Annotated in this window: 21 protein-coding genes, 1 pseudogene and 1 riboswitch; of the genes and pseudogenes, 13 read left to right on the top strand and 9 right to left on the bottom strand. The window is 66.1% G+C overall.

All coding sequences use genetic code 11. The features are described from left to right. The first annotated feature begins 206 nt into the window (after positions 1-206). The gene (locus OG716_RS26520; RefSeq protein ID WP_405139926.1) at positions 207-3,641 is read left to right on the top strand and encodes an error-prone DNA polymerase; all 3,435 of its coding nucleotides are present in this window, start codon (positions 207-209) and stop codon (positions 3,639-3,641) included. 38 nt (positions 3,642-3,679) lie between these two features. On the opposite strand, the gene OG716_RS26515 is transcribed toward OG716_RS26520, so the two are convergent. Next, the gene (locus tag OG716_RS26515) at positions 3,680-4,699 is read right to left on the bottom strand and encodes a hypothetical protein (RefSeq protein WP_405133400.1); all 1,020 of its coding nucleotides are present in this window, start codon (positions 4,697-4,699) and stop codon (positions 3,680-3,682) included. Between the two features lie 75 nt (positions 4,700-4,774). Here OG716_RS26515 and OG716_RS26510 point away from each other — a divergent pair, with 75 nt between their 5' ends. Beyond that, complete coding sequence (locus OG716_RS26510) at positions 4,775-5,005, top strand: DUF167 domain-containing protein (RefSeq protein ID WP_405133399.1); 231 nt, start codon at positions 4,775-4,777, stop codon at positions 5,003-5,005. Here the strand turns inward: OG716_RS26510 and OG716_RS26505 are convergent. The 3 genes from OG716_RS26505 to OG716_RS26495 form a co-directional block, all read right to left on the bottom strand. Then, complete coding sequence (locus tag OG716_RS26505) at positions 4,980-5,846, bottom strand: alpha/beta hydrolase (RefSeq protein WP_405133398.1); 867 nt, start codon at positions 5,844-5,846, stop codon at positions 4,980-4,982. The genes OG716_RS26510 and OG716_RS26505 overlap by 26 nt on opposite strands. A gap of 223 nt (positions 5,847-6,069) precedes the next feature. After that, entirely contained in the window at positions 6,070-6,681 is a 612-nt protein-coding gene (locus OG716_RS26500) for a Uma2 family endonuclease (protein ID WP_405139924.1), read from the bottom strand. 156 nt (positions 6,682-6,837) lie between these two features. After that, the gene (locus tag OG716_RS26495; protein ID WP_405133397.1) at positions 6,838-7,314 is read right to left on the bottom strand and encodes a tRNA (cytidine(34)-2'-O)-methyltransferase; all 477 of its coding nucleotides are present in this window, start codon (positions 7,312-7,314) and stop codon (positions 6,838-6,840) included. Between the two features lie 493 nt (positions 7,315-7,807). On the opposite strand from OG716_RS26495, the pseudogene OG716_RS26490 reads away from it, so the two are divergent. Together OG716_RS26490 and OG716_RS26485 are read left to right on the top strand one after the other, a co-directional pair. Further along, positions 7,808-8,667 (top strand): annotated as a pseudogene (locus OG716_RS26490) (transposase); the annotation flags it as partial. Between the two features lie 238 nt (positions 8,668-8,905). After that, positions 8,906-9,223, top strand: coding sequence for a DUF3017 domain-containing protein (locus OG716_RS26485; RefSeq protein WP_405133396.1), 318 nt, complete (start codon positions 8,906-8,908; stop codon positions 9,221-9,223). 146 nt (positions 9,224-9,369) lie between these two features. Here OG716_RS26485 and OG716_RS26480 read toward each other — a convergent pair whose 3' ends face one another. The 4 genes from OG716_RS26480 to OG716_RS26465 all read right to left on the bottom strand — a co-directional run bounded on the left by OG716_RS26480 (position 9,370) and on the right by OG716_RS26465 (position 13,164). Beyond that, positions 9,370-9,531, bottom strand: a complete 162-nt coding sequence (locus OG716_RS26480) for a hypothetical protein (RefSeq protein ID WP_297622201.1) — start codon at positions 9,529-9,531, stop codon at positions 9,370-9,372. 185 nt (positions 9,532-9,716) lie between these two features. Further along, positions 9,717-10,871 carry a homoserine O-acetyltransferase gene (locus OG716_RS26475; protein ID WP_405133395.1) on the bottom strand — a complete coding sequence of 385 codons (1,155 nt, stop codon included), beginning with the start codon at positions 10,869-10,871 and terminating at the stop codon, positions 9,717-9,719. After that, positions 10,868-12,217 carry a bifunctional o-acetylhomoserine/o-acetylserine sulfhydrylase gene (locus OG716_RS26470; RefSeq protein WP_405133394.1) on the bottom strand — a complete coding sequence of 450 codons (1,350 nt, stop codon included), beginning with the start codon at positions 12,215-12,217 and terminating at the stop codon, positions 10,868-10,870. Before OG716_RS26470 ends, OG716_RS26475 begins: the two co-directional genes overlap by 4 nt. Before the next feature lie 92 nt (positions 12,218-12,309). Beyond that, a riboswitch (SAM riboswitch) is annotated at positions 12,310-12,420 on the bottom strand. A gap of 12 nt (positions 12,421-12,432) precedes the next feature. Further along, positions 12,433-13,164 carry a TetR/AcrR family transcriptional regulator gene (locus OG716_RS26465; protein ID WP_405133393.1) on the bottom strand — a complete coding sequence of 244 codons (732 nt, stop codon included), beginning with the start codon at positions 13,162-13,164 and terminating at the stop codon, positions 12,433-12,435. A 137-nt stretch (positions 13,165-13,301) separates the two neighbouring features. Between OG716_RS26465 and OG716_RS26460 the strand changes: the two genes are divergently transcribed. The 4 genes from OG716_RS26460 to OG716_RS26445 all read left to right on the top strand — a co-directional run bounded on the left by OG716_RS26460 (position 13,302) and on the right by OG716_RS26445 (position 18,749). Continuing rightward, positions 13,302-14,795 carry an MFS transporter gene (locus tag OG716_RS26460; protein ID WP_405133392.1) on the top strand — a complete coding sequence of 498 codons (1,494 nt, stop codon included), beginning with the start codon at positions 13,302-13,304 and terminating at the stop codon, positions 14,793-14,795. Positions 14,796-15,139: 344 nt separating this feature from the next. Continuing rightward, the gene (locus OG716_RS26455) at positions 15,140-16,357 is read left to right on the top strand and encodes an NADP-dependent isocitrate dehydrogenase (protein WP_327143858.1); all 1,218 of its coding nucleotides are present in this window, start codon (positions 15,140-15,142) and stop codon (positions 16,355-16,357) included. A gap of 407 nt (positions 16,358-16,764) precedes the next feature. Then, positions 16,765-17,976: an MFS transporter gene (locus OG716_RS26450; protein ID WP_405133391.1), complete on the top strand. Its 1,212-nt coding sequence runs from the start codon at positions 16,765-16,767 to the stop codon at positions 17,974-17,976. 128 nt (positions 17,977-18,104) lie between these two features. After that, on the top strand, positions 18,105-18,749 hold the full coding sequence (locus OG716_RS26445) for a TetR/AcrR family transcriptional regulator (protein WP_405133390.1): 645 nt from the start codon (positions 18,105-18,107) through the stop codon (positions 18,747-18,749). Positions 18,750-18,817: 68 nt separating this feature from the next. On the opposite strand, the gene OG716_RS26440 is transcribed toward OG716_RS26445, so the two are convergent. Further along, positions 18,818-20,470, bottom strand: coding sequence for a purine-cytosine permease family protein (locus OG716_RS26440; protein WP_405133389.1), 1,653 nt, complete (start codon positions 20,468-20,470; stop codon positions 18,818-18,820). 409 nt (positions 20,471-20,879) lie between these two features. Between OG716_RS26440 and OG716_RS26435 the strand changes: the two genes are divergently transcribed. The 5 genes from OG716_RS26435 to OG716_RS26415 are packed head-to-tail and all read left to right on the top strand — an operon-like array spanning position 20,880 to position 25,659. Further along, a complete protein-coding gene (locus OG716_RS26435; RefSeq protein ID WP_405133388.1) occupies positions 20,880-22,085 on the top strand; it encodes a lipid-transfer protein in 1,206 nt (401 codons plus the stop codon). A gap of 55 nt (positions 22,086-22,140) precedes the next feature. Beyond that, complete coding sequence (locus OG716_RS26430; protein ID WP_327143864.1) at positions 22,141-22,578, top strand: SRPBCC family protein; 438 nt, start codon at positions 22,141-22,143, stop codon at positions 22,576-22,578. 1 nt (position 22,579) lies between these two features. After that, complete coding sequence (locus tag OG716_RS26425) at positions 22,580-23,443, top strand: MaoC/PaaZ C-terminal domain-containing protein (RefSeq protein WP_405133387.1); 864 nt, start codon at positions 22,580-22,582, stop codon at positions 23,441-23,443. A gap of 32 nt (positions 23,444-23,475) precedes the next feature. Continuing rightward, on the top strand, positions 23,476-24,354 hold the full coding sequence (locus OG716_RS26420; RefSeq protein WP_405133386.1) for an SDR family oxidoreductase: 879 nt from the start codon (positions 23,476-23,478) through the stop codon (positions 24,352-24,354). A 39-nt stretch (positions 24,355-24,393) separates the two neighbouring features. Next, a complete protein-coding gene (locus OG716_RS26415) occupies positions 24,394-25,659 on the top strand; it encodes an acyl-CoA dehydrogenase family protein (protein WP_405133385.1) in 1,266 nt (421 codons plus the stop codon). The last annotated feature ends 19 nt before the right edge of the window (positions 25,660-25,678 follow it).

Genomic DNA, 25,678 nt, shown 5'->3' with positions numbered 1-25,678 from the left:
CTTGCAGATCGAATTGCCTTGAACTTACTCCAAAGTAAGTTCTGGTGCCAGGAGTGGCGCGCGCAGGGGTGGTCATGATGTCCGGCCGGTCGCTGAACCGGTGGGTGAGTTTTACAGACCGTTCGGTTGGGTCTGGCGTAATGTCTCGAATCATCGAATGTATGTTCGATGCTCGGAAGGGTTCGATCGAGGCGGAGGAGGCGGGCGTGGGCTGGCACAATGGTCCGCCGACCTGGTCGGAGCTGGAACGCGTGCTCTCCGGCCGGCCCGGTCCCACTCGGGAGATCGAGGGCGACGGCGGCGACAGCCCGGCCTGGTCCCGCAAGCGCGAAAAATACGAGGCCGGACCGCTGGAACGCGTCGAGCGCTCGGGGACGCCGTACGCGGAACTGCACACCCACTCCGCCTACAGCTTTCTCGACGGCGCCAGCCCGCCCGAGGAACTCGTGGAGGAGGCGGTGCGGCTCGGTCTGGAAGCGCTCGCGCTCACCGATCACGACGGGTTCTACGGGGTGGTGCGCTTCGCCGAGGCCGCCCGCGAATGGGGGATGCCGACCGTCTTCGGGGCCGAACTGTCCCTCGGCACCGCCGCCCGTGCCGGAGCGCATCTGGCGCCGCGCGGCACCCGCGGGCGGGGCGGGCGCTCGGACTCCGAGGGCCGGGCCGACGCCGCTCGCGACGGGCGGCGCGGCCGGGGGCGCGGTGAGAGCGGAGCGGGACAGGGTGAGATCGGCGGGGCGGATTCCGCGCCGCGCACCGGTGCGCCGGATCCGGTCGGGCCGCATTTGCTGATACTGGCGCGCGGGCAGGAGGGGTACCGCCGGTTGTCGCGGGAGATGGCGGCCGCGCATATGGCGGCGGGGGAGAAGGGGGTGCTGCGCTACGACCTGGATCGGCTCACCGAGGCGGCGGGCGGGCACTGGCATGTGCTCACCGGATGTCGCAAAGGGACTGTGCGGCAAGCACTTCAGCAGAGTGATGCTGCCGGGGAAGCCGCGCTGCGTGATCTCGTGGAGCGGTTCGGCCGCGAACACGTGAGTGTGGAGCTCACCCACCACGGTGTTCCCGAGGACGATGAGCGCAATGCCCGGCTCATCGCCCTGGCCGATCGGCTGGGATTGCCTGTATTGGCCACCACCGGAGCACATTTCGCCGCACCGCCGCAGCGACGCCGGGCCATGGCGCTGGCCGCCATTCGGGCGCGGTCGAGTCTGGACGAGATGGCCGGCTGGCTGGCCCCGACCGGCGGCGCGCACCTGCGCTCCGGTGCGGAGATGGCGCGGCTGTTCGCGGACTGTCCGCGCGCCGTCGCGAATGCCGCTGCGCTGGCCCGGGAATGCGCCTTCGATCTGCGCTTGATCGCACCGCAACTGCCGCCCTTCGACGTTCCGGCGGGACATGACGAGAACTCCTGGCTGCGGGAGCTCACCATGGCGGGCGCGGATCGGCGCTACGGTCCGCGCGCGGACAATCCGAAGGCGTACCGGCAGCTCGAACACGAACTGGCGGTGATCGCCGAGCTGAAGTTCCCGGGCTACTTCCTGGTGGTGCACGACATCGTGAGCTTCTGCCACAACAGCGACATTCTTTGCCAGGGCCGGGGTTCGGCGGCGAACTCGGCCGTCTGCTACGCCATCGGCATCACCAATGTGGATCCGGTCGCGAACAAACTGCTGTTCGAGCGGTTCCTGTCACCCGAGCGCGACGGGCCGCCCGATATCGACGTCGATATCGAATCGGATCGGCGTGAGGAGGCGATTCAGCACGTCTACGCCAAGTACGGGCGTGAGTACGCCGCGCAGGTGGCCAATGTGATCACCTATCGCGGCCGCTCGGCGGTGCGTGATGCCGCACGGGCGCTGGGGTTTTCGCCCGGACAGCAGGATGCGTGGAGCAAACAGGTGAGCCGGTGGACGGGCGTCGCCAAGGAGGAGCAGACCGATATTCCGGCGGACGTGCTCGGATTGGCCGGTGAATTGGAAGGATTGCCGAGACATTTGGGCATCCACTCCGGTGGCATGGTGATCTGTGATCGGCCCATCGCCGATGTCTGCCCGACCGAATGGGCGCGCATGGCGGGCCGCAGCGTGCTGCAGTGGGACAAAGATGACTGTGCCGCAGCAGGTTTGGTGAAATTCGATCTACTGGGGCTCGGTATGCTCTCGGCGCTGCACTACATGATCGATCTGGTCGCCGAGCACCGGGGCGAGACCGTCGAACTGCACCGGCTGGATCTCACCGAGGCCGCCGTGTACGACATGCTGTGCCGCGCGGACTCGGTGGGCGTATTCCAGGTGGAATCGCGGGCGCAGATGGCGACACTGCCGCGACTGAAACCGCGTAATTTCTACGATCTGGTGGTGGAGGTGGCGCTCATCCGGCCGGGGCCCATTCAGGGCGGATCGGTGCATCCCTATATCCGCCGCCGCAACGGTCGCGAAGAGGTCACCTATGACCATGCGGCGCTGGAGAATTCGCTGGAGCGCACGCTCGGCATTCCGCTGTTCCAGGAGCAGCTCATGCAGATGGCCGTGGATATCGCCGGATTCACCGCCACCGAAGCCGATCAGCTGCGCCGGGCCATGGGTTCCAAACGCTCGCCGGAGAAGATGGAGCGACTGCGCGAACGCTTCTATCAGGGCATGCGCGAACTGCACGGCATTACCGGCGAGATCGCCGACCGCATCTACGAGAAGGTGTACGCCTTCGCGAATTTCGGTTTCCCGGAGAGTCATTCGCAGAGTTTCGCCTCCCTGGTCTTCTATTCGTCGTGGTTCAAGCTGCACCATCCGGCGGCCTTCTGCGCGGGTCTGCTGCGGGCGCAGCCGATGGGGTTCTACTCCCCGCAATCGCTGGTCGCCGACGCGCGGCGGCACGGGGTGGCGGTGCACGGGCCGGATATCAATCACAGTCTGGCCGAGGCCACGCTGGAGGCGAAGGGTACGCAGATCCGGCTCGGCTTGGCGGCGGTCCGCAGTATCGGCACGGAGTTGGCCGAACAGATTGTTGAGGCCCGCGCGTCCGGGCCCTACACCTCGTTCCTGGATCTCACCGGGCGGGTGGAATTGACTGTGCCGCAGGCGGAATCGCTGGCCACCGCGGGTGCGCTGGGCAGTCTCGGCAGTACCCGGCGGCAGGCGCTGTGGGCGGCCGGGGCCGCGGCGGGTGAACGTCCCGATCGGCTGCCCGGTATCGGCGCGGCCACCGAGGCGCCCGCGCTACCCGGAATGAGCGCGCTGGAATTGGCCGCTGCCGATGTGTGGGCCACCGGTGTTTCGCCCGGCAGTTATCCGACCGAATTCCTGCGGCCTCGCCTCGATGCGCTGGGTGTGGTGCCCGCCGACCAGTTGCTCGGAATCCGGGATGGCACACGAGTTCTGGTCGGCGGCGCGGTCACCCACCGGCAGCGTCCCGCCACCGCGGGCGGTGTCACCTTCCTCAATCTCGAGGACGAGACCGGCATGGTGAATGTGGTCTGCTCGGTCGGTCTCTGGGCGCGTTACCGCAGACTCGTGCAAACCGCGCCTGCCCTGCTCATTCGCGGGCAGGTGCAGAATGCCGAGGGTGCGGTCACCGTGGTCGCCGACCATGTGCAGCGCATGGATCTGCGCATAGAGGGCCGTTCTCGCGACTTCCGCTGACCCTACGACTTCCGCCGCGGGTCAGGGCTACGGCTCGGTCAGAAGTCGCCGCCCCCGCCGGAATCGCCGCCGCCACCGAAGTCGCCGCCGCCGCCCGAGTCGCCGCCACCGAAGTCGCCGCCGCCGCCCGAGTCGCCGCCACCGAAGTCGCCGCCGCCGCCGCCGAAGTCGGAATCGCCTCCGCCGCCGCCCCAATCCTGCTGGGGCTGATTGTCGTAGCCGCCGCCCTGGTCGTAACCGCCCTGGTTGGAGTCGCGGTCGCGCTGCTCGTTCTCGCCGGACTCCTTGCCGAGCTCGTAGCCGAGGAGTCCGCCGCCGACCGCACCGGCCGCCGCACCGAGGCCGCCGGCCATGCCGGGGCTCATACCGGAGCGCTGCGGGCCGTAGCCGCCGCCCGGATAGCCGCCACCCTGCGGATACCCGCCGCCCTGGTAGCCGCCACCGGGGAAACCGCCGCCGCCGCCGCCGAATTGGTTGCCGCCACCGCCGCCGCGGCGCTTACGGATCAGCATGACGACCGCGCCCACCACGAGGGCGATGATCAGCACCGGGCACAGCAGTCCCAGCCAGCCGAAGCCATTGCTCTTCTTGGTGGCCACGGGCACGGGCGCCTGATTGTGCGCGGTGGTCGCCGGTCCGGCCTGTTCGGTGTCCGACTTCAGCACGCTCAGCGCCGCGATGGTCGCACCCGTGTAGTCGCCGGATCCGAAGGCATTCGTGAATGCCGACGTGGCGGAAGAGGTATCGCGAATATGCGAGTCGGTCCCGGTCCGGATGGCCAGATGCTTGGATTTGGTATTGATGGCGATGACCACATCGGCCGGGTTCACCACCTTGGTCTGCGCCTCTTTGTCGAACGCCGTCTTGTCGTCGGAGAACTTCTCGGTGGTGAAGATCTGCACCGGATTCGACAGCGTGTTCGCCGCGGCGGTCACCTTGGTGACGTCGAGCACATGGGAGTCGTCCTTCACCGTGACGGGCCCGGCCGTAGCCGTCCCCATCACCAGCAGCGTCGCCCCCAGGAGCGCTGCCAGCAGAAACATCAACCGTTTGATCATCTCCGACTTTCCTTTCGGACGATCCGTACCGTCACGACATACGCGACACTACTGTCACCCCGAAAGGAGCAGCCAGTGCCGACAGTGGTCCGGGCAACCATCAAACCCAACAGCAGGAAGGGCCCACTCGTCGAAATCCTCGACGACGGCGCCGTCCAGCTGTACGTCCGCGCCCCCGCAACGGAGGGCAAGGCCAATAAAGCAGCCTGCGAACTCCTGGCCGACCACTACGACGTACCCAAATCCGCCGTCCGTATCACCGCCGGCGCCACCTCTCGCTTCAAACGCTTCGAGATCGACGACTGAGCCCCACTCGACTCCGGTCGTCGAGCCACGCCAGAATCCCGGCCACGGCCTCGGGATCCAGGATGGTGTCCGGGCTGCTGTAACTGACGGCCACAGCCTCCGGAGTCAGCTCCGCGCGCGGCCGAAGTTCTTGTTTGAGAACGTGATTCATATTCTCCGGGAAGAGAAAGCTCACATTCGGGTGGCCCTCGGCAGCCCGCTGCAACGGCCCGCCATCGGCGACCCGATCCACCTGAACGTCCTTGTCTCCTATGACGATCAGCACCGGAGCATCCACCTGGCCGAGCAGTTCGGACTCGTCGGCGACCCAGAGTTCGCGGGTGAACGGCAGATTGAACGGTGTCTCCAGACTCGCCACCAATTGCCGGATACCTTCGGGCAGTGCGGGATCCGGCACGGCCGGTGCACCCGCCTGGAATCGGGCGACGGCCGCATCGTAGAGCGCCATCATGGCATCGCCCCCCGGCACGGTCGCGGCCTGCGCGGCCAGTTGCCAGCGCGCCACCGCCCCGACCGCCCGGCCGGGCGGGCTGACGAGCACCAGGCCCCGCAGCGGGATCGCGGGCTTGCCCAGCTGATAGTTGAGTGCGTGCAGGGTGCCTTCACTATTGCCGAGCGCGAAGATCCGATCATCACGGATGAACTCCTGATCGGCGGCGACCCGCACCGCACCCGCGAACTCCTCGGCGAACCCCGCCATGCTCACCTTGCCGAGCAGCGCCGGAAGCTGCTCCTTCCCGTGCACCCCGATCCCGCGCTTGTCGTACCGCACCGAAGCGATTCCGGCCCGCGCCAACCGCTCCGCAATGAGCCGCCCACTCCCATTGCTCCCCGGCAACATCGGTGAATTCCAATCCCGATCGGTAGGTCCACTCCCCGCCGCCAGCACCACCGCCGGAAACGGCCTCTCCCCAACCGGCCGAACGAGCGTCCCGTACACAGTGACCGAATCCACCGCCCACGTGACGTCCGAACTCTCCCCAACCGAACCCGATTCGCTCATCAGCTCGTTCTACACGCCCCCGGAAAACCCCTGCTGACACCGAGCTGTGAACCCGGTGACATCAGAATTCGAGTTCGGTCCAGGGGATGTGGATCGGGAACGGGAAGTCGAACTCGATGCCGTCGGTGTCGGCGGGCGTCCACTCGCCGGTCAGAAGGTAGTTGGCCGTTCGGAGTGGATGGACACCGTCTGGGAGTTGGCCGGGCTCGGCTTGCAGGCCGTAAGCGCGAACGGTCGCGATGGCGCTGACCTCGCTGGCCAGGGAAACCTCCCAGTACCAGGGGATTCCAGCGCTTGCGTAGCGGCCACGCTTCGCTTCCATGTCGGACTGGGTATTGGAGGGCGAGAGGACTTCGCCGACCACGAACGCGTCGGCCGCGCGAACGTCCTGGTAAGGGGACTCGAGGCAACGGTGCACCAGAAAGCCCGGGGTCATGAAGTCGGATTTTCCGTTCGTGCCGAAAAATACGTTGGTCTCGAAATTGGCCCGCCAACAGTGCTTCGGGTCGGTCGACATGTCTTTACGCGCGCAGCGTTCGAGGGCTGCCCACAGGCGTCCGGTGAAGATCTGATGCTCGCCGGGTCCGCGGCGTAGCCGGACAACGCGCCCGTCCCACAGTTCGATCTGCGATGCGATCTCTTCGGGGAGTCGCTCGAGCTCCTCCCACGTCATGTATTCGGGGAGCTCGGGTTGTGTATACGGAAGCGCCACGTCGTCAGGGTAGTTCGGCATATCCGCAGCCTCCCGGGGTTTACGAGGACAAGACGGGTTCGTCCATATTGTCGTGGGCCTCGGTTGTCAGTAGACCGCTGTGGGCGCGGTCTGTCACTACACCGCGCCCGGGAAGCCCTGTTGACGCCAGGCTTCGTAGACGGCTACGGCGGCGGCGTTGGAGAGGTTCATGGAGCGGCGGCCGGGGAGCATGGGGATGCGGAGGTGGTCGGTGATGCGGGGGTGGGTGAGGACCTCTTCGGGGAGGCCGGTGGGTTCGGGGCCGAGGAGCAGGACGTCGCCGTCTCGGTAGGTGATGTCGGTGTAGCGGGTGGTGGCGGCCGCGGTGAAGGCGAATACGCGCTCGGGGTTGATGGAATCCCATGCGGCGGTGAGGTTTTCGTGGACCGTGACGGAGGCCAGGTCGTGGTAGTCCAGGCCGGCGCGGCGCAGCTTCGGTTCGGAGAGGTCGAATCCGAGCGGCTCGATCAGGTGCAGCGCGCAGCCGGTGCCGGCGGCGAGCCGGATGGCATTGCCGGTGTTAGGCGGGATGCGCGGTTCGAAGAAGACCAGATGGAACACGGGGTCCAGCATCGCAGAACATGTGGACCGCACTGCTCGGGACCCGGCTGGATCGGTGCTGCGGCATCGCTGACGATGCGTCCATGCGTGGCCCGGTAGGCGCTACGGCATCGACGGCTTTCTCGGCGGACCTGTGCAGGCGGGTGGGTATGTGGTCGCATGGCTCGGGACGCCCACACGGCAGGGCGGTGGCCGAACCTGTGGGTGCGACCGCAGGTCGGGTTCAACTGGGCACGAAGGCATCGCCGGCGAACCCCGAGAAAGGCGATCCGGACAATTTCGATTGTATGAAATCCTTTATTTCACAATGCATTTCGACCTCAGTATGATGATCGGCGCGTATATAATTCGCATATGCGTTCGAACATTTTCCGCACCTGCGCACTCGGTATCGGCTACCTGGCTGACACCGTCAGTGTGTTGTTGGACGCCTATCCGACTCCCGTGGCAGATGGCGTCGTGATCGGGGGTTGTGCGGATGGCCCCAGGCATGGAACTGGACGACATGACTGAACCTGTTGTGGCGCAACAGTTCTCGTTCACCACCCGCGTGTATACGGCAGTCGATGAGGTGACCGGGGAATCGGTCGGGCTCGACGAGCTCGACACCCGGGTCGGGTGGCTGCTGGACATGGTGGCGTGCGCCGGTGCCGAACTGATGGCCCGGCTGTGGGAGCCGGGCACCTTCGATGTGCTTGTCGCCGGTCGTGACCGCAATGATCGCAAGCTGCCCGCGCAAGTGATGGCCACCCTGCGGACCCTGACTTTCCGCGACACCGCCATCGCCACGCTGTCGGCCCGATTCGACCCGGCCACAGGCCGTGTGACCGCACCCGCCGACTCTGCGGATCATGTGCCGTCAGGCTTCGTGCGCGGAGTGCTGCGTCAACTCACCGCACGCTCCGGCGACAGCGATGATGTGCGGGCAACGCGGTTGCGGATCACCGACGTGCAGGGTCCGCCGCGGGTCGCGGCGATGGCCCGACTGTCCGCAGCCGATCAACAACTCGCCCAACTCACAGTGACCGGTCATGAGTTGGTGTTGGCAGTGAAGCTGCCCACCTGCCCCGCGCCGGCGGGGCGGGCACAATGGCGGCGGGGCAGGCTGACAGCGGCCCTGCCGAGCATTTGCACGGCAGGGCGGTCACCGACTGGCATCTGCCGACCCTGGTCCTCGACCGCAAGGGCTTGCTGTGGCGGTGTGCGGCAACGGAGATGGTGCCCGCCGGTGACCTGGCGACAAGCACCGTCGCGGTCGGGGTCGACTGGTCGCCTTCCACGCTGGGTGCCGCCGCCCTCGTCGCGCGGGACCCGGACGGGTTGTCCTCGGACTTTCGTGGTTGGACCTACGACGACCACGGGCTCAGCCCGACGCCAAGTAAGCCGCGGCATCGCCGGGTCCGCCACAGCGTGGCCACCGTGACTGAATGGATGGGGGTGAATTCAAGACAGCATGTTCCTGCATCACAAGCGTCGGTGTGGGGCACGGTCAAACCCTCAGCGACTCAAGGCGTTGTCGGTAGCCGTGACACACATACATCTTCATCGTCCGCCTTTTCGGAGGCGGACGATGAAGATGTATGTAGACGCTAAGCTCTGCGTCGTGAGTCCAGCCCATGCCGCCCCCGAGCAGCGCAGCAACCGGTTCGCCGCGGCGGTGCGCGACAACCTGCCCATCCTGCTGGTCGCCGCGGTGATGGTGGTGGCCGTGGTGTTCCTGGCCTGGGATCGCTGGCGGCGCGGGACGTTCTTCTTCGGCGGTGCGACGCTGCTGGCGGCGGCGCTGCGACTGCTGCTGCCGACCGAGCGGGTGGGCCTGCTGGCGGTGCGGAGCAAGCCGTTCGACGTGGGCTGGACGGCGGTGCTCGGCAGCGTGATCATCGTGCTCGCCGCGACCATCAACAGCCTGGGCGTCACGTAAGCCTGGGCGTCACCCAGCCGCGCGAAACCGTCAGCCGTGCGAAACCGGCAGCCGTGCGAAACCGGCACCGCGCCGCGCGGATCTACGGCAAATTCCCCGGAAGCCGGGCCTCCGGGGAATTCTCTAGTGGGTGTTGTCGACTGTGCTCAGACGTTGGTGAGGCGGCGACCCAGCTCACGGCGCAGGATTTCCTGATCCGGTAGCCGGTGGAGCACACGCAGCACGGCGGGGCGAAGCTCGTGCTGCTCCTCATCGGAGAGCAACGCGACGAGATCGCGAAGATCCATGTCATCGAAGGCTGCTGTCATGTCACCACCATACGACCACCGCCGAGTTTCGGCACGGATTCCGGTCTCCGGTTACCTGGTGTCACGCGAACGAAACCGACAGTGCGTCAAGATAATTCGTACGAAACAGGCGCGACTCATGGCATTGTCTGCGGTCATTGCACCGCAGGCATTACATACCGGTCGGTCGCACGCGATAGTACCGATCACGCACGCGCGGCGCGGGCCAGCTCCATCGTCTCGAGCATCAGCTTGCTGACCGCCTCGGTCTCGGTGAGGAAGCCGTCGTGGCCGTCGCGGGAGTGCACGATCTCCAGCCCCTTACAGCCCGGCAGCAGATCGGCCAGCTCCTGCTGATTGCGCAGCGGATACAGGCGATCGGAATCCACACCACCGACCACACACGGTACTGGCGTGCCCGACAGCGCCGCCTCGATGCCACCACGCCCACGGCCCACGTCGTACCGATTCAGCGCCTCGGTGAGCAGCACGTAGGTGGCCGGATCGAAACGCGAGATGAGCTTGTCGGCCTGGTACTCCAGATAGCTCTGCACCGCGTAACGCCCACCCTCCCAGGGGTTCTCGTCGCCCTGGGCGAAATTCTCGAAGCGGTGATCGAGCTCGGCCTCGGCGCGATAGGTGAGATGCGCCATGCGCCGGGCCAGGCCCATACCGGTCATCGGGGCGCGCCCGGTACCGTAGTAGTTACCGCCCTGCCAGTCCGGATCGGCCTTGATGACGGCGATCTGGGTGGTCTGCTGGCCGAGCTGATCGGCGGTGGCCCGCGCACTGGCCGCGAGCACCAGCGCCGCGCCGACCCGTTCGGGATATCCGATCATCCACTCCAGCACCCGCATGCCGCCCATGGAACCGCCCACGACGGCGGCCAGGCGCTCGACCCCGAGCACATCGAAGAACTGGGCCTCCGCGGTCACCTGATCGCGCACGGTGATCTCGGGAAACCTTCCACCCCAAGGCTTTCCGTCCGGCGCCGGCGACGCCGGACCGGTGCTGCCCTTACAGCCGCCGAGCACATTGGTGGCGATGACACACCACTCGCGGGTGTCGATGGCCTTACCGGGACCGATGGTCCCGTCCCACCAGCCGGCCTGATCGTGATGCACATCGGCCGGCCCGATCACATGCGAATCACCGGTCAGCGCATGTTCGATCAGCACCAGATTGTCGGCATTCGCCGATAGTTCGCCCCAGCGTTGCACGGCCAGCGTCACGTCGGGAAGGACGGCGCCGCTCTCCAGCGCCACCTCCCCGATCGTAATGCTGCCGAGCGTGCCGTCCGGCGGCGGAAGCAGGACTTCCGCCGTCGAACGGGCAGTGCTCGATTCGATATTCGCGGTCAACTTGCGGCCGCCGTCAATCCGGCGCGCAGGTCCGCCAGGATGTCGTCGATGCCCTCGATACCCACGGCCAAACGGACCAGACCAGGGGTGACGCCGGAGGCGAGCTGCTCCTCGGGTGTCAGCTGGGAGTGGGTGGTGGACGCCGGGTGGATGACGAGGGAACGCACATCCCCGATGTTAGCGACATGGCTGTGCAGCACCAGGGTGTCCACGAACTTCTTGCCCGCATCCACGCCGCCGGCCAGTTCGAACGAGACGATGGCGCCGGCACCCTTGGGAGCCAGTTGTTTGCCCCGCTCGAACCACGGCGAGCTGGGCAGCCCCGCGTAGTAGACCTTCTCGACGCCCGGCTGCTGTGTCAGGAACTCCGCCACGGCCTCCGCGTTGGACACGTGCCGCTCCAGCCGCAGACTCAGTGTTTCGATGCCCTGGCTGATCAGGAAGGCGTTGAACGGCGAAGCCGCGGCGCCCAGATCGCGCAGCAGCTGCACCCGTGCCTTGAGTGCGTACGCCGGTGCGCCGAGATCGGCGAAGACGGCGCCGTGGTAGCTGGGATCGGGGGTGGTGAAGCCCGGGAAGCGCGGCTCACCGTCGGCATCGCGCACGGTCCAGTCGAAGGTGCCGCCGTCGACGATCACGCCCGCGACCGCGGCGCCGTGCCCGCCCAGGTACTTGGTGGCCGAGTGCACCACGATGTCCGCGCCGTGCTTCAGCGGCTGGAGCAGGTACGGCGTGGCGACGGTGTTGTCCACGATCAGCGGGATGCCCGCCGCGTGCGCGACACCGGCGATGCCCGGGATATCGAAGATCGAGCTGCTCGGATTGGCGATGGTCTCGCCGTAGAACGCCTTGGTGTTCGGCCGTACGGCCGCTTCCCACTGCGCCAGATCATCGGGATCCTCGACGAAGCCGACCTCGATGCCCAGCTTGGGCAGCGAGTAGTGGAAGAGGTTGTAGGTACCGCCGTACAGGTGCGGGCTGGACACGATGTGATCGCCCGCCGAGGCGAGGTTCAGGATCGCGTAGGTCTCCGCGGCCTGTCCGGAGGCCAGCAGCAGTGCGGCCACACCGCCCTCGAGCGCGGCGATGCGCTGCTCCACCACGTCCTGGGTGGGATTCATGATGCGGGTGTAGATATTGCCCGGCTCGGCGAGACCGAACAGCGCGGCGGCGTGATCGGTATCGCGGAAGGCGTACGAGGTGGTCTGGTAGATCGGCAGGGCGCGCGCGCCGGTGGTGGCGTCGGGGGCCTGTCCGGCGTGGATCTGCTTGGTCTCGAAGGACCAGTTGGCCGGGCCGATGTCGCTGGTTGCCGAAGAGGCAGCGGGCGCGGTCGAGTCACTCATGTCGTGCTCCAGAGAAAAGGTCGCCGAATGGCGGAGGTGGACGTTATCGGAAGGCGAATAAGCTTCGACAACAACACATCTCGGGTCCTCCTACAGTGCGCTTGCGCTCGGCCTTCGAGCGCCTGGTCCTCACCCGGAGCACCCCGCCGCTGCTGGAGGGTTGCCGATCAGCGAGCCGGGGCTTAACGCTGATGCTCTTGACCTGATGCGAAATTCTAACGGGGACCGGTGGCGGCCGTCGCGACGGGGAGGGCGCAACTGCGCGTGTACTCCTCATAGGCGGCGACCACATTGTCGATGAGCTCGCGTGCCGTGCTCGCACTGGAGCAATCGGGGAACTCGGAGGAGGCGTCGAATTCGCACTCCATGCCGATGCGCACGATGGCGTGCCAGGTGGCCGAGATCATCCGCACCGGCATGGCATTCGGATCGGTCCGCAGGCGTTCGGCGAGCACCGTCGTCATGGACAGGGTCTTGGTATCGGCCGCGGACAGGCTTTCGGCGCGGACTGTCGCATTGCTCTGCGTGATGCGCTGCATCTGCTGAAACCAGTGGAACGGCAGCGGATTGTCGCCCTCGATGACCTGCTCGACCACGGCCATGAACGCGTCGAGCAGGGCCTGCAGTTCATTGCCGGTGATGGGCTGCGCGCGCAGCTGGTCGGCGAGCGCCCGGCCCATGTCCTCGATCGGGGCGATGACGATCGCCTCTTTGCTGTCGAAGTACCGGTTGATGGTGCGCGGTGAGACATCGGCCGCATCGGCGATCTGCTCGACGGTGGTGGCGTCGAAACCCTGCGCGTCGCACAGCTGCAGCGCCACATCGATGATGCGCGTCCGGGTCTGCTGCTTCTTGCGCTCGCGCAGACCCGGCCGGTGACGCTCCAGACTCGCCCGCTCGGGGCTGTGGAGTGTCAGTGAACCGGCATGCGTCGACGACTCGGACATGTCGTCATTGTATAGCCGTCCGGCGATATTGTGACGAGAACCGCCAACTGTCTGATTGCGACACTTTTCTCTTGACGCCAATTGTCTGGAGGTGCCACGATGGACCAGGCTGTTCGAACCACTCCTGAGGAGACGGCATGACCACTGGGATGGCGACTCTCGCGCCCGATGAAAAATCAAGTCAGACAAGCGCTTCCAAGCGCTGGCTGGCGCTGGGCGTGATTGCCATGGCCCAGCTGATGGTGGTGCTCGACGCCACCATCGTCACTATTTCCCTGCCCTTCGCCCAGCAGGACCTGGGCATCAGCGACGGCAACCGGCAGTGGATCCTCACCGCCTACACGCTGATCTTCGGTGGCCTGCTGCTGCTCGGCGGCCGGCTCGCCGACTACCTCGGCCGTCGCCGCATCTTCCTGATCGGCCTGATCGGTTTCGCCGGCGCCTCGGCGCTGGCCGGACTGGCGCAGAACACCGCGGAACTGTTCGCCGGTCGCGGCCTGCAGGGCGCGTTCGGCGCACTGCTGGCGCCGGCGGCGCTGTCGCTGGTGTCGATCACCTTCACCGAGCCCAAGGAGCGGGCCCGCGCGTTCGGCGTCTTCGCCGGCGTCTCGGCGGGCGGCGCGGCCATCGGCCTGATCGTCGGCGGTCTGCTCACCGAGTACGCCAGCTGGCGCTGGTGCCTGCTGGTGAACACGCCCATCGCACTGCTGGCCTTCGCCGGCGCCATGGCCTTCGTCATCAAGGACATTCCCGCGCCGCGCACCGGCGGGTACGACCTGCCCGGCGCGGTCACCGCGACGCTCGGTTTGATCTCGGTCGTCTACGGCTTCAGCCGCGCGGCATCGGACGGCTGGACCGCGAGCACCACCCTCGGCTTCCTCGTCGCGGGTGTGGCACTGCTCGTCGCCTTCGTGGTTATCGAACGTCGAACAGCGAATCCGCTGCTGCCACTGCGTATTCCGGGTGAGATCAACCGAGGCGGCTCATTCCTGGTCGCGCTCATCACCCCGATCGCCATGTTCGCCATGTTCCTGAACCTGAGCTTCTACCTGCAGCTCACCCTCGGGTACTCGGCGCTCAAGGCGGGTGTGTCGTTCCTGCCGTTCCCGGTGGGCATCGTCATCTCGGCCGGTATCGCCAGCGCGCTGCTGCCGAAGATCGGGCCGCGCCCGGTCATGCTGACCGGTGCGGTGCTCGGTACGGGCGGTCTGCTGTACCTGGCGCAGCTGTCCTTCGGTGACAGCTACGCCACCAGCGTGCTGCCGGCCATCCTGCTCATCGCGCTCGGTATGGGCGGATTGTTCGTGGCCATGCAGACCACCGCGCTGCATCAGGTGGACGAGAAGGATTCCGGTGTGGCCAGTGCGCTGCTGAACGCGGCGCAGCAGGTCGGCGGTTCCATCGGCACCGCGCTGCTGATGACGCTCTCGGTGCAGGCGGCCGAGCGGTATGCCAAGAATCACCCGACCATCGACAATGTGGTGGCCCGGGCGGCGATCCACAGTTATGACGTGGCGTTCTACGCGGGCGCCGGTTTCTTCCTGCTGACCATTCCGATCATCGCGTTCATGATCCGGGACAAGCCGGAAACGCTGCTGGAGGGCTCCGAGCACGTGCACGTCGGAGTCTGAGCTACTACCGCTTTCGCGGGCCGCGTCCTCTCCGGAGGCGCGGCCCGCGTCGCGTCGGGGGCAACCCGTGTCGCGCCGGGAAAGCCCCGTGGTGACGGTGCACACTACTCACCGGTAACCGAGGGCGGGGTCCCGCACAGCGGGGGCTGCCCGTGCGGTGCGGTTCATAGCAGCAGTACGCTCGTCTTGTTTGGCGCCACAAACTGTACGGACCTGGTACCAGAGGTCCCGCAGAAAACGCCGGGCATATACGTTGTTTGTTGAACAGCCGGGGTCCCCGCTCACAAGCGTGCTCACCCGGCCGTGCAATGGGAGCACCACCTTCCTAGGAGGACACGAAGTCCATGTCCAAGATCAAGGTTGAAGGGACTGTCGTCGAACTCGATGGCGACGAGATGACCCGGATCATCTGGCAGTTCATCAAGGACAAGCTGATAATTCCGTACCTCGATGTGAACCTCGAGTACTACGACCTCGGCATCGAGTACCGCGACAAGACCGATGATCAGGTCACCGTCGACGCCGCCAACGCCATCAAGAAGCACGGCGTAGGCGTGAAATGCGCGACGATCACCCCGGATGAAGCCCGCGTCGAGGAATTCGACCTCAAGAAGATGTGGCGGTCGCCGAACGGCACCATCCGCAATATTCTGGGCGGCACCATCTTCCGTGCGCCGATCATCATCTCGAATGTTCCGCGTCTGGTTCCGGGTTGGACCAAGCCGATCATCATCGGCCGTCACGCCTTCGGTGACCAGTACCGCGCCACCGATTTCAAGGTGCATCAGGCCGGCACCGTCACCCTGACCTTCACGCCGGAGGACGGCTCCGAGCCGATCCAGCACGAGGTCGTCCGCATGCCGGAAGACGGCGGCGTGATCATGGGTATGTACAACTTCCAGGACTCGATCCGGGACTTCGCGCGTGCCTCGCTGAATTACGGTCTGCAGCAGAACTACCCGGTGTACCTCTCCACGAAGAACACCATTCTGAAGGCCTACGACGGCATGTTCAAGGACACCTTCGAAGAGGTCTACCAGACCGAGTTCAAGAAGGAATTCGACGCCGCCGGCCTGACCTACGAGCACCGGCTCATCGACGATATGGTCGCCTCCGCGCTCAAGTGGGAGGGCGGTTACGTCTGGGCCTGCAAGAACTACGACGGCGATGTGCAGTCCGACACCGTGGCGCAGGGCTTCGGCTCGCTGGGCCTGATGACCTCGGTGCTGCTCACCCCGGACGGCCGCACCTGTGAGGCGGAGGCCGCGCACGGCACCGTCACCCGGCACTTCCGCCAGCACCAGCAGGGCAAGCCCACCTCCACGAACCCGATCGCCTCGATCTTCGCGTGGACCCGTGGCCTGGCGCATCGCGGCAAGCTGGACAACACCCCCGAGGTCATCGCCTTCGCGCAGACCCTCGAGGATGTCGTCATCAAGACCGTCGAAGACGGCCAGATGACCAAGGATCTGGCGCTGCTCGTCGGCGGCGACCAGGGTTACCTGACCACCGAGGAGTTCCTCGGTGTGCTCGATGCCAACCTGGCGCGCACCCTGCGCTGAGTATCCGGCTCTCGGGGCGCTCAGGGGTCTCACCCCTGAAACCCCAGGGGCACAGGGCGTTTCCGACGCCCGAAGCGGCGTGCTGAAGGTCTGCGCCCAGCGCGCCGCGGCGACCGATGGCGGCCGGGACCGAACGTCCCGGCCGGGACCATCCCTCGTCATGAACATTCCGGGCACCTGTCCCGCCACTTCGGCGGAGCGGGTGCCCGAACTGTTTTTCGCGCCCGGGCCGCTTTCGGCACTCGGGCTGTTTTCGTACTCGGGCTGCTTTCGTACTCGGGAAAAGTGCCGCGGGTTCCCATCCGTCCTGTTCGTGAGTGAGATCACCGGTGCGGAGGGTATCGGGCGGGTTCGCTCGGATGTTGCGATTGGTCGTGGCCAATTCTGTCTCCGAATCTGTTGATTCCGTGTCCGAGAGCACGGCCACGTCCGGGTACGTCGAACCGGCGGCCGGGCGCGGGTGGCATGTGCCCGCCATGCTCGCGCTGGCGATGGGTGGATTCGGTATCGGCACAACCGAATTCGTGACCATGGGATTGCTGCCGGAGATCGCGCGCGGCATGAATGTTTCCGAACCTGTTGCGGGGCATGCTGTTTCGGCGTACGCACTGGGCGTAGTCGTCGGCGCTCCGGTGATCGCGGCGCTCTGCGCGCGGATGTCGCGCAAGAAGCTGCTGATCGCATTGATGATGGCCTTCACGCTCGGCAATGCGGCGTCGGTGTTCGCGCCCTCGTACACGACGCTGGTGATCGCGCGATTCGTGACGGGTCTGCCGCACGGCGCCTATTTCGGCGTGGCCTCGCTGGCCGCCGCGTCGCTGGCTCCGGTGGGGCAGCGTGCCAAGGCGGTTGCCGCGGTTATGCTGGGATTGAGCGCCGCCAATGTTGTCGGCGTTCCCGCCGCCACCTGGCTGGGTCAGCATCTCGGCTGGCGGGACGCCTATGTGGTGGTCGCCGTGATCGGCGCGGCCACGGTCGCCGCGCTCTTCCGCTTCGTGCCGGAGCTCACCGGCATTCGCCTCACCGATCCCCGTACCGAACTGGGCGCGCTGCGTCGTTCCCAGGTGCTGCTGACGCTGCTGGTCGGCGCGGTCGGCTTCGGCGGCATGTTCGCGGTCTACACCTACATCACCACGACCCTCACCGATGTGGCGGGCATGTCGGTCGGCCTGGTGCCGATTGTGCTGATGCTGTTCGGATTCGGAATGGTGGCGGGCAATATCATCGGCGGCGTACTGGCCGATCGCGGTGTGGATCGCGCGATATTCGCGGCATTGATTTCGATGGTGGTGATCCTGGCCGTCTTTATCGCGGCGGCGCACAATCCGTATACCGCGGCGGCGGGCGCATTCTTCGTCGGAGCGTCCGGTGCGGCATTGGCACCCGGCCTGCAAACTCGGCTGATGGATGTGGCGCATGACGCGCAAACTCTGGCGGCCGCACTGAATCACGCGGCGCTCAATATCGCGAATGCCGCGGGCGCCTGGCTGGGTGGTCTGGTGATCGCCGCGGGGCTCGGTTATACGGCTCCGGCCGTGGTGGGCACGGGTTTGGCGGTGCTGGGCACGTTGCTGTTCGCGGGTACGGTGCTCATCGCCCGCGCATCGCGTCAGGCGTAGCGGAAACGGCGTACGGCGCGAGACTCGCAGGTCCGGCTCCGAGCGGTCACCCCCCGGCTGGATCGCTGGTCCGGCCCGCAATCGGGCCACATTACATACACAAGTGTATGTAAGTGTACGATGCGTGGATGACCCGTACCACGACGTCTAAGCCGCCTCGGCGCACCCAGGAGCAGCGTAGCAGCGAGATGCGGGTGCGACTGCTGGACGCGACCATCGAATGCCTGGTGGAGTACGGGTACGCGGGCACGACCACGCCCCGGGTGGCCGAGCGCGCGGGAGTGACCCGGGGTGCGCAGGTACACCATTTCGGCTCCAAGACCGATCTGGTGGTCGCGGCCATCAGCCATCTCGCGCAGCGCCGCACCGAGGCCGCCATGCAGGAGATCGGCCGTATCAAGGCCGGTCCGGATCCCATCGAGACGGTGCTGGAATTCCTGTGGGAGCTGCATCAGGGGCCGCTGTTCATCGCGGCGATCGAACTGTGGGTCGCGGGCCGCACCGATCCCGTGCTGGCCGCCGAAATGGGCAAGGTCGAGCCGTTTGTCAACAATGCGGTGCTGATGGCGCTGAGCCGCTACGTCCCGGATGAGGTGCACCGCAAGGATGCCCGCGATTTCGTCTTCACCGCCATGGACGCGCTGCGCGGGATTCTCGTCTCGAGCTTCATCGATCCGGATCCCGAACGTGCACACCGGCGTTGGCTGCGCGCCTCGGTGCAGCTGCGTGCGGCAGCGCAGGTTTCGCTGCCGCGCATGCGGCTCGCCGACTGAGCGTAACCTCGTCATCCCGGCGCGTTGTCGGCCGGGATGACGAGGATGTTCGGTCCGGGGTGGGCGGCTCAGTTCTGTTGGGGCAGTAGGTGAACGCCGGTCTTGTCGGTCGAGAGCGCCAGTGAGCTGATGTACTGGATCTCGCCCTCCGGACCCGGCACCGCCGAGGCGATCATGTCCGGCCGCTCGAATTCCATGCCGGTGACCGCGCAGGCCAGCAGTTCGCCGGACGGGTTGCCGTGCTCGTCGAACAGCGGCAGCTCGATGCCGTCATCTGTGCGGCGCAGGTAGTACTTGCCCTTGGTGACGATGGCGGTAAGCGGCGTCGCGATGAAGGCCACGACGATCGCGACGATGGGGGAGTACGGCTTCAGCAGCTCACCGAACAGGCCGAAGAAGGTCATGATCGACAGCAGCGTCGCCGAGCCGAAGCCGACCAGGCCGACCGGATTGAAATCGTAGAGCATGCCGCGGCGGAACTCCGGCACCTTCGGCGAGAGCTTCAGCACGTACTTGTTGATCGCGATATCGGTTGCGACGGTGACGATCCAGGCGATGCCGCAGTTGGCGTAGAAGCCGAGAATATTGTTCAGGAAGTCGAACATATTGGCTTCCATCAGGATCAGCGCGATCACCAGGTTCACCACCAGGAAGACCAGCCGGCCCGGATAGGTCTTGGTGACCCGGGTGTAGGAGTTGGTCCAGGCCAGCGAGCCGGAGTAAGCATTGGTGACATTGATCTTGATCTGGCTGATGACCACCAGCACCACCGCGAGGGTCATGGCCAGCCAGCCCGGGACCATGTTCTTGTAGATCTCCAGGAACTGGTGCACCGGCTGGTTCGCAATGCCCTGTGCGGCAGGCAGAGTCGCGATCAGGTAGACCGCCAGGAACAGTCCGACAACCTGCTTCAGTGCGCCGAAGAGCACCCAGCCCGGACCCGCGAGCAGCATCCAGCCCCACCATTTGCGCGCGTTCTCGGGCGTGCGCGGCGGCATGAAGCGCAGGTAATCGATCTGTTCGGCGATCTGCGCGATGAGCGAGAGGCAGACGCCCGCGGCCAGCAGCGTGCCGGAAAGGCTGACGCCGGAACCGTTCTCGCCGCCGTAGGCGAAGAACGCGGAGACCGAGTCGGGGTGGCGCACCAGCAGGAAGCCGAAAGGCAGCACCATCAGCAGCAGCCACAGCGGAGTGGTCCAGACCTGCAGTTTGGCCAGGGTGTTCATGCCGTAGATGACCAGCGGGAAGATGATCAGCGTGGAGGTCAGGTAGCCGATCCACACCGGGATGCCCAGGCCCAGCTCCAGGCCCTGGGCCATGATCGACCCCTCCAGCGCGAAGAAGATGAAGGTGAACGAGGCGAACACGATATTGGTGACGATCGACCCGTAGTAGCCGAAGCCGCTGCCGCGGGTGATGAGGTCGAGGTCGATGTTGTAGCGGGCCGCGTAGTAGGCGAGCGGGAAGCCGGTCAGCATCACCACGAGGGCGAAGATGCCGATGCCCAGCAGCGCGTTTCCGGTGCCGTTGGCAATGCCGATATTCGCGCCGATGGCGAAGTCGGCGAGGTAGGCGATGCCGCCGAGGGCCGAGATGCCGACCACCGCCGGGCTCCACTTTCGGTAACTGCGCGGGGCGAATCGCAGCGTGTAGTCCTCCAGCGTTTCCTTGGCGGCGGCTATTCCGTCTGCGTTCGCCGATCGGGCATCGACATCGACCACGAGGTTCTCCTGTCCCAGCGCACCGCGTTCACGGCGACGGTTCGAAACTCCCGCAGGGATGTGCCCGGGCAATTGCCGATCGATTACGTCGCCGTTACGGCACCCTCACCTGTGGCGTATGTCACCTGATTGAGCTATCGATCGGCATCCGGTGGTGCGGATCCCGGCCGCGGGCGTGCCGGGATGGCGGGCGGGCAGGTGCGGGCTGCGCCGGAGATCGCATACAACTTTGGCTGTATGTACCAATGCAAGCGGCTGCTTCTGGAAGTTTGACGGACTTTGCGCTGGTAGAAGCCCGGCCTCTTGTCGTCTTACATACATCTCTGTATGTTTGTGCACAGTTCGGCCCGTCGGGTCGACACCAGCCGCGCGTCCTGGCATGGAGCGCGGCCTGATGTGAGGGAGTTCGATGACGAACAAGGTCTACGTCGTCGGCGTCGGCATGACGAAGTTCGAGAAGCCGGGCCGCCGCAAGAACGAGGACGGCAGCGGCTGGGACTACCCGGATATGGCGCGCGAATCGGGCACCAAGGCCCTCGCCGACGCGGGGATCGACTACCGCGAGGTCGAGCAGGCCTACGTCGGCTACGTCTACGGTGAATCCACCTCCGGCCAGCGCGCGGTGTACGAGCTGGGCATGACCGGCATCCCGGTCGTCAATGTCAACAACAACTGCTCCACCGGCTCCACCGCGCTCTACCTTGCGGCACAGGCGATTCGGGGCGGACTGGCGGAATGCACGCTGGCGCTGGGCTTCGAGAAGATGCAGCCGGGCTCGCTGGGCTCCAGCTACGACGACCGCGAACAGCCGATGGCCAAGCATGTGATGGCGCTCGCGGAGATCTCCGAGGTGCTGTTCCCGGTGGCGCCCTGGATGTTCGGCGCGGCGGGCCGCGAGCACATGGTGAAGTACGGCACCACCATCGAGCACTTCGCCAAGATCGGCTACAAGAATCACAAGCATTCGGTGAACAACCCGTATGCGCAGTTCCAGGAGGAGTATTCGCTCGAGGACATCCTGGCCTCGCGAATGATCTACGACCCGCTCACCAAGCTGCAGTGCTCGCCGACCTCCGACGGTTCGGGCGCGGCCATTCTGGCCGGCGAGGCGTTCGTGGACCGGCACAATCTGGCGGCGCAGGCGGTGGAGATCGTCGGGCAGGCCATGACCACCGACTTCCAGTCCAGCTTCGACGGCACCGCCAAGAACCTCATCGGCTACGACATGAATGTGCAAGCGGCCGAGAAGGTTTACGCGCAGGCCGGACTCGGCCCGGAGGACTTCCAGGTCATCGAGCTGCACGACTGCTTCTCCGCCAATGAGCTGCTGACCTACGAGGCGCTCGGCCTGTGCAAGGAGGGCGAGGCCGGCCGGCTCATCGATGACGGCCTGACCACCTACGGCGGCAAGTGGGTGGTGAACCCCTCCGGCGGCCTCATCTCCAAGGGACATCCCCTGGGCGCAACGGGTTTGGCGCAGTGCAGTGAGCTCACCTGGCAGCTGCGCGGCACCGCAGACAAGCGGCAGGTCGACAACGTCACCGCCGCGCTGCAGCACAATATCGGGCTCGGCGGCGCGGCCGTCGTGACCGCCTACCAGCGCGCTGACCGCTGAAAACCAGCGCTGAAATCTCTTACACCACACTCACACTCGACGAGGAGCAGTAGTCATGGGACATATCGAAGCCAGTAAGGACCTCAGCGCCACCCCCGAGGCCCTGTGGGCTGTCGTCTCCGATCCGCAGACCTGGGACAAGTGGTTCTCCATCCACGAGCGCTGGCTGGAGGAGCCGCCGGCCGCGCTGGCGCCGGGTTCCAAGCTGGTCGCCAAGATCCTCATGCTGGGCATGGCCAACAAGATCGAGTGGGTCGTCGAGAGTGTCGACACCCCGAATCGCCTGGTGCTCAGCGGTACCGGCATGGCGGGCGTGAAGGTGCAGTTCGCCTTCGATATCCAGCCCGAGGGCGCCGGCAGCAAGTTCTCCGTCTCCGGTGACTTCGAGGGCGCGCTCATCAAGGGCGCGCTCGGCAAGGCCGTGGAGAAGGACGGCCTGAACCAGCTCGACAAGACGCTCACGGCTCTCGACGCGCTGGCGACGGCGGCCTGAGATGGCCGGTACCACAGTTGAATTCGATCCCAGCGGGCTGAACGTCTGGTCCGATGAGGAGCCCTTCGAGGTCACCGGCGAGCGCATCGCGGAATACGCCGCCGCCACCAATGATCCCATCGAGTCGCACCTGAAAGGTGTTGTCGCCCCGCCGATCTTCGGCATCGTCCCGGTCTTCGAGGCCATGATGATGCCGGTGCTCGAAGTGGTGCCGATGGATATCTTCGGCCGGGTGGTGCACGGGGAGCAGGACTTCCACTTCCATCGCCCGATCCGCCCCGGTGACAAGCTGTCCTCCCGCGCCAAGGCCATCGGTTACGAAGGCAAGGACAACGGCTCCACCATCACCATCCTCATCGAATGCCGGGCGCAGGACGGGGAACTCGTCAACGAGCAGTACCTGACGGCGTTCTTCCGGGGCGTGAACGCGGGCCCGAAGGTCGGTGACGGTGCGCCGTCGCACCGCTTCGATCCGGCGCTGGCCGGGCAGTCGCCGCTTGCGGTGGTGCCCGCGCACGTGGATCTCGACCAGACCTTCCGCTATGCGCCCGCCTCCGGCGATCCGGTGCCGCTGCATCTGGACGAGCAGGTCGCCAAGGATGCCGGTCTGCCCGGCATCATCGCGCACGGGCTGTGCACCATGGCCATGTCCTCGTGGGCGGTGCTCGGCGAGGTGGCCGATTCGGATGTGGCGCGGCTGCGGCGTTTTGCCGTGCGCTTCTCCAAGATGGTCTTCCCCGGTGACGATCTGCGGACCCGCATCTGGCGGACCTCGAGTGAGCGCGGCGAGGCCACGTACGCCTTCGAGACCGCTCGCGGCACGGATCTGGTGCTGACCGACGGCCTGGCCGTCATCGCCGACTGAATTCTTTTCCGACTCTGTAGAGGGAGCAAATTATGGGTGCACTGGAGGGACGGGTCGCCGTCATCACCGGCGCGGGCCGCGGCATCGGGCGCGAGCACGCGCTGCTGTTCGCGCGGGAGGGCGCGGCGGTGGTCGTGAACGACCTGGGCGGCAGCAATGCCGGTGAGGGCGCCGACGCCGGCCCCGCGCACGAGGTGGTGAACGAGATCATCGCCGCAGGGGGGCGGGCGATCGCGAACACCGACAGCGTGTCGGACTGGCAGGGCGCGAAAAACCTTGTCGATCAGGCGGTCTCGGAATTCGGCCGGCTCGACGTGGTGGTCAACAACGCCGGCATCCTGCGCGATGCCTTCGTGGCCGGTATGGACGAGTCGCAGTGGGATTCGGTGATCGCCGTGCACCTCAAGGGGCATGCGGCGGTGCTGCACCATGCCGCCGCCTATTGGAAGGATCAGTCCAAGGCCGGCAATCAGCCCACCGCCGCGGTGATCAATACCGCGTCGGCCTCGGGGACCACGGTGCCCAATGCCGGGCAGGCCAATTACGGTGCGGCCAAGGCCGGTATCGCGGCGCTCACGCTGGTCGCGGCCGATGAGCTGGCCCGCTACGGGGTGCGCGTCAATGCCATCGCGCCGATCGCCCGCACGCGGCTGACCCTGGCCACGCCAGGCATGGGCGCCATGATGGCTGCCGAGGCGGAGGCGGTGGAGGAGGGCGGTTTCGACGCCTTCAGCCCGGCCAATATCTCCCCGCTGGTGGCGTATCTGGCCACCGAGAAGTGCCCGATCAACGGCAAGGTCTTCGCGGTGCAGGGCGGTGCCATCTCCGAGCTCGCGGGCTGGCACGACGTGAAAACCATTGAGACCGAAGGCCCCTGGCTGATCGACGATATCGCCGGCCAGCTGCCCTGATCCACGGCGTCTTCGTCACTACATATCTGGAGAACAACGATGTTCGAGTGGTCCGAGACCGATGAGATGATTCGCGACGCGGTGCGCAGCTTCATCGACAAGGAGATCCGTCCGAATCTGGACGCGCTGGACAGCGGCGAGATGCTGCCGTATCCAATTGTCCGGAACCTGTTCGCCCAGTTCGGAATCGACGCCCTGGGTGGTGAGGCCATCGGCAAGATGCTGGCCCGGCAGCGCAAGAGGGAAGCGGCGCTGGCGGCCGGGGAACCGTTGCCGGAGAAGAAGGAACGCACCTCCGGCGACGGCGGCCCGTTCTCCGGGCAGGAATCGATGATGGCGGTGCTCATCAGCGAACTGTCCGGGGTGTGCATGGGCCTGGTCACCGCCATGGGCGTGAGCATCGGTCTCGGGGCCACCACGATCATGGCGCGCGGCACGCTCGCGCAGAAGGAACGCTGGCTGCCCGATATCGTGACCATGAAAAAGGTTGCGGCCTGGGCGATTACGGAACCGGACTCGGGCTCGGACGCGTTCGGCGGGATGAAGACGTATGTGCGCCGCGACGGTGACGACTACCTGCTCAACGGGCAGAAGACGTTCATCACCAACGGCCCCTACGCCGATACCGTGGTCGTCTACGCCAAGCTGGACGAGGGCGACGGCGTCGACAAGCGGGACCGCAAGGTGCTGACCTTCGTGCTGGACAAGGGCATGGAGGGCTTCACCCAGGGCAAGCCGTTCAAGAAGATGGGCCTGCACGCCTCGCCCACCGGGGAACTGTTCTTCGACAATGTGCGGCTGTCTCGGGACCGGCTGCTCGGCGAGACCGAACAGCACGAGGGTGGTGACGGAAGGGAAAGCGCCCGTTCGAGTTTCACCGCCGAACGCATCGGTGTCGCGTTCATGGCGCTGGGCATCGTGAACGAATGTCATCGGGTCTGTCTGGACTACGCCAAGAATCGCAAGCTGTGGGGTCAGGAGATCGGCCGGTTCCAGCTGGTGCAGTTGAAGCTGGCCAAGATGGAGATCGCCCGGATGAATATCGAGAACATGGTGTTCAACGTGCTCGAGCGTGGTCGCGCGGGTAAGTCGCCGTCGCTGGCCGAGGCGTCCGCCATGAAGCTCTACTGCTCGGAGACCGCCACCGATGTCGCCATGGAGGCGGTGCAGCTGTTCGGCGGCAACGGGTACATGTCCGAGTACCACGTCGAACAGCTGGCCCGGGACGCCAAGTCGCTGATGATCTATGCCGGCAGCAATGAGATTCAGGTGACGCACGTCGCCAAGGGCCTGCTCGCGCAGTAGGACCGCCGCCGTCCGGAGC

This window comes from Nocardia sp. NBC_01388, from assembly GCF_045040085.1.
In the GTDB taxonomy this organism is placed as follows: Bacteria; Actinomycetota; Actinomycetes; order Mycobacteriales; family Mycobacteriaceae; genus Nocardia.
Note: the sequence above shows the minus strand (reverse complement) of the source record. Positions and strands in the feature narration are given on the sequence as shown.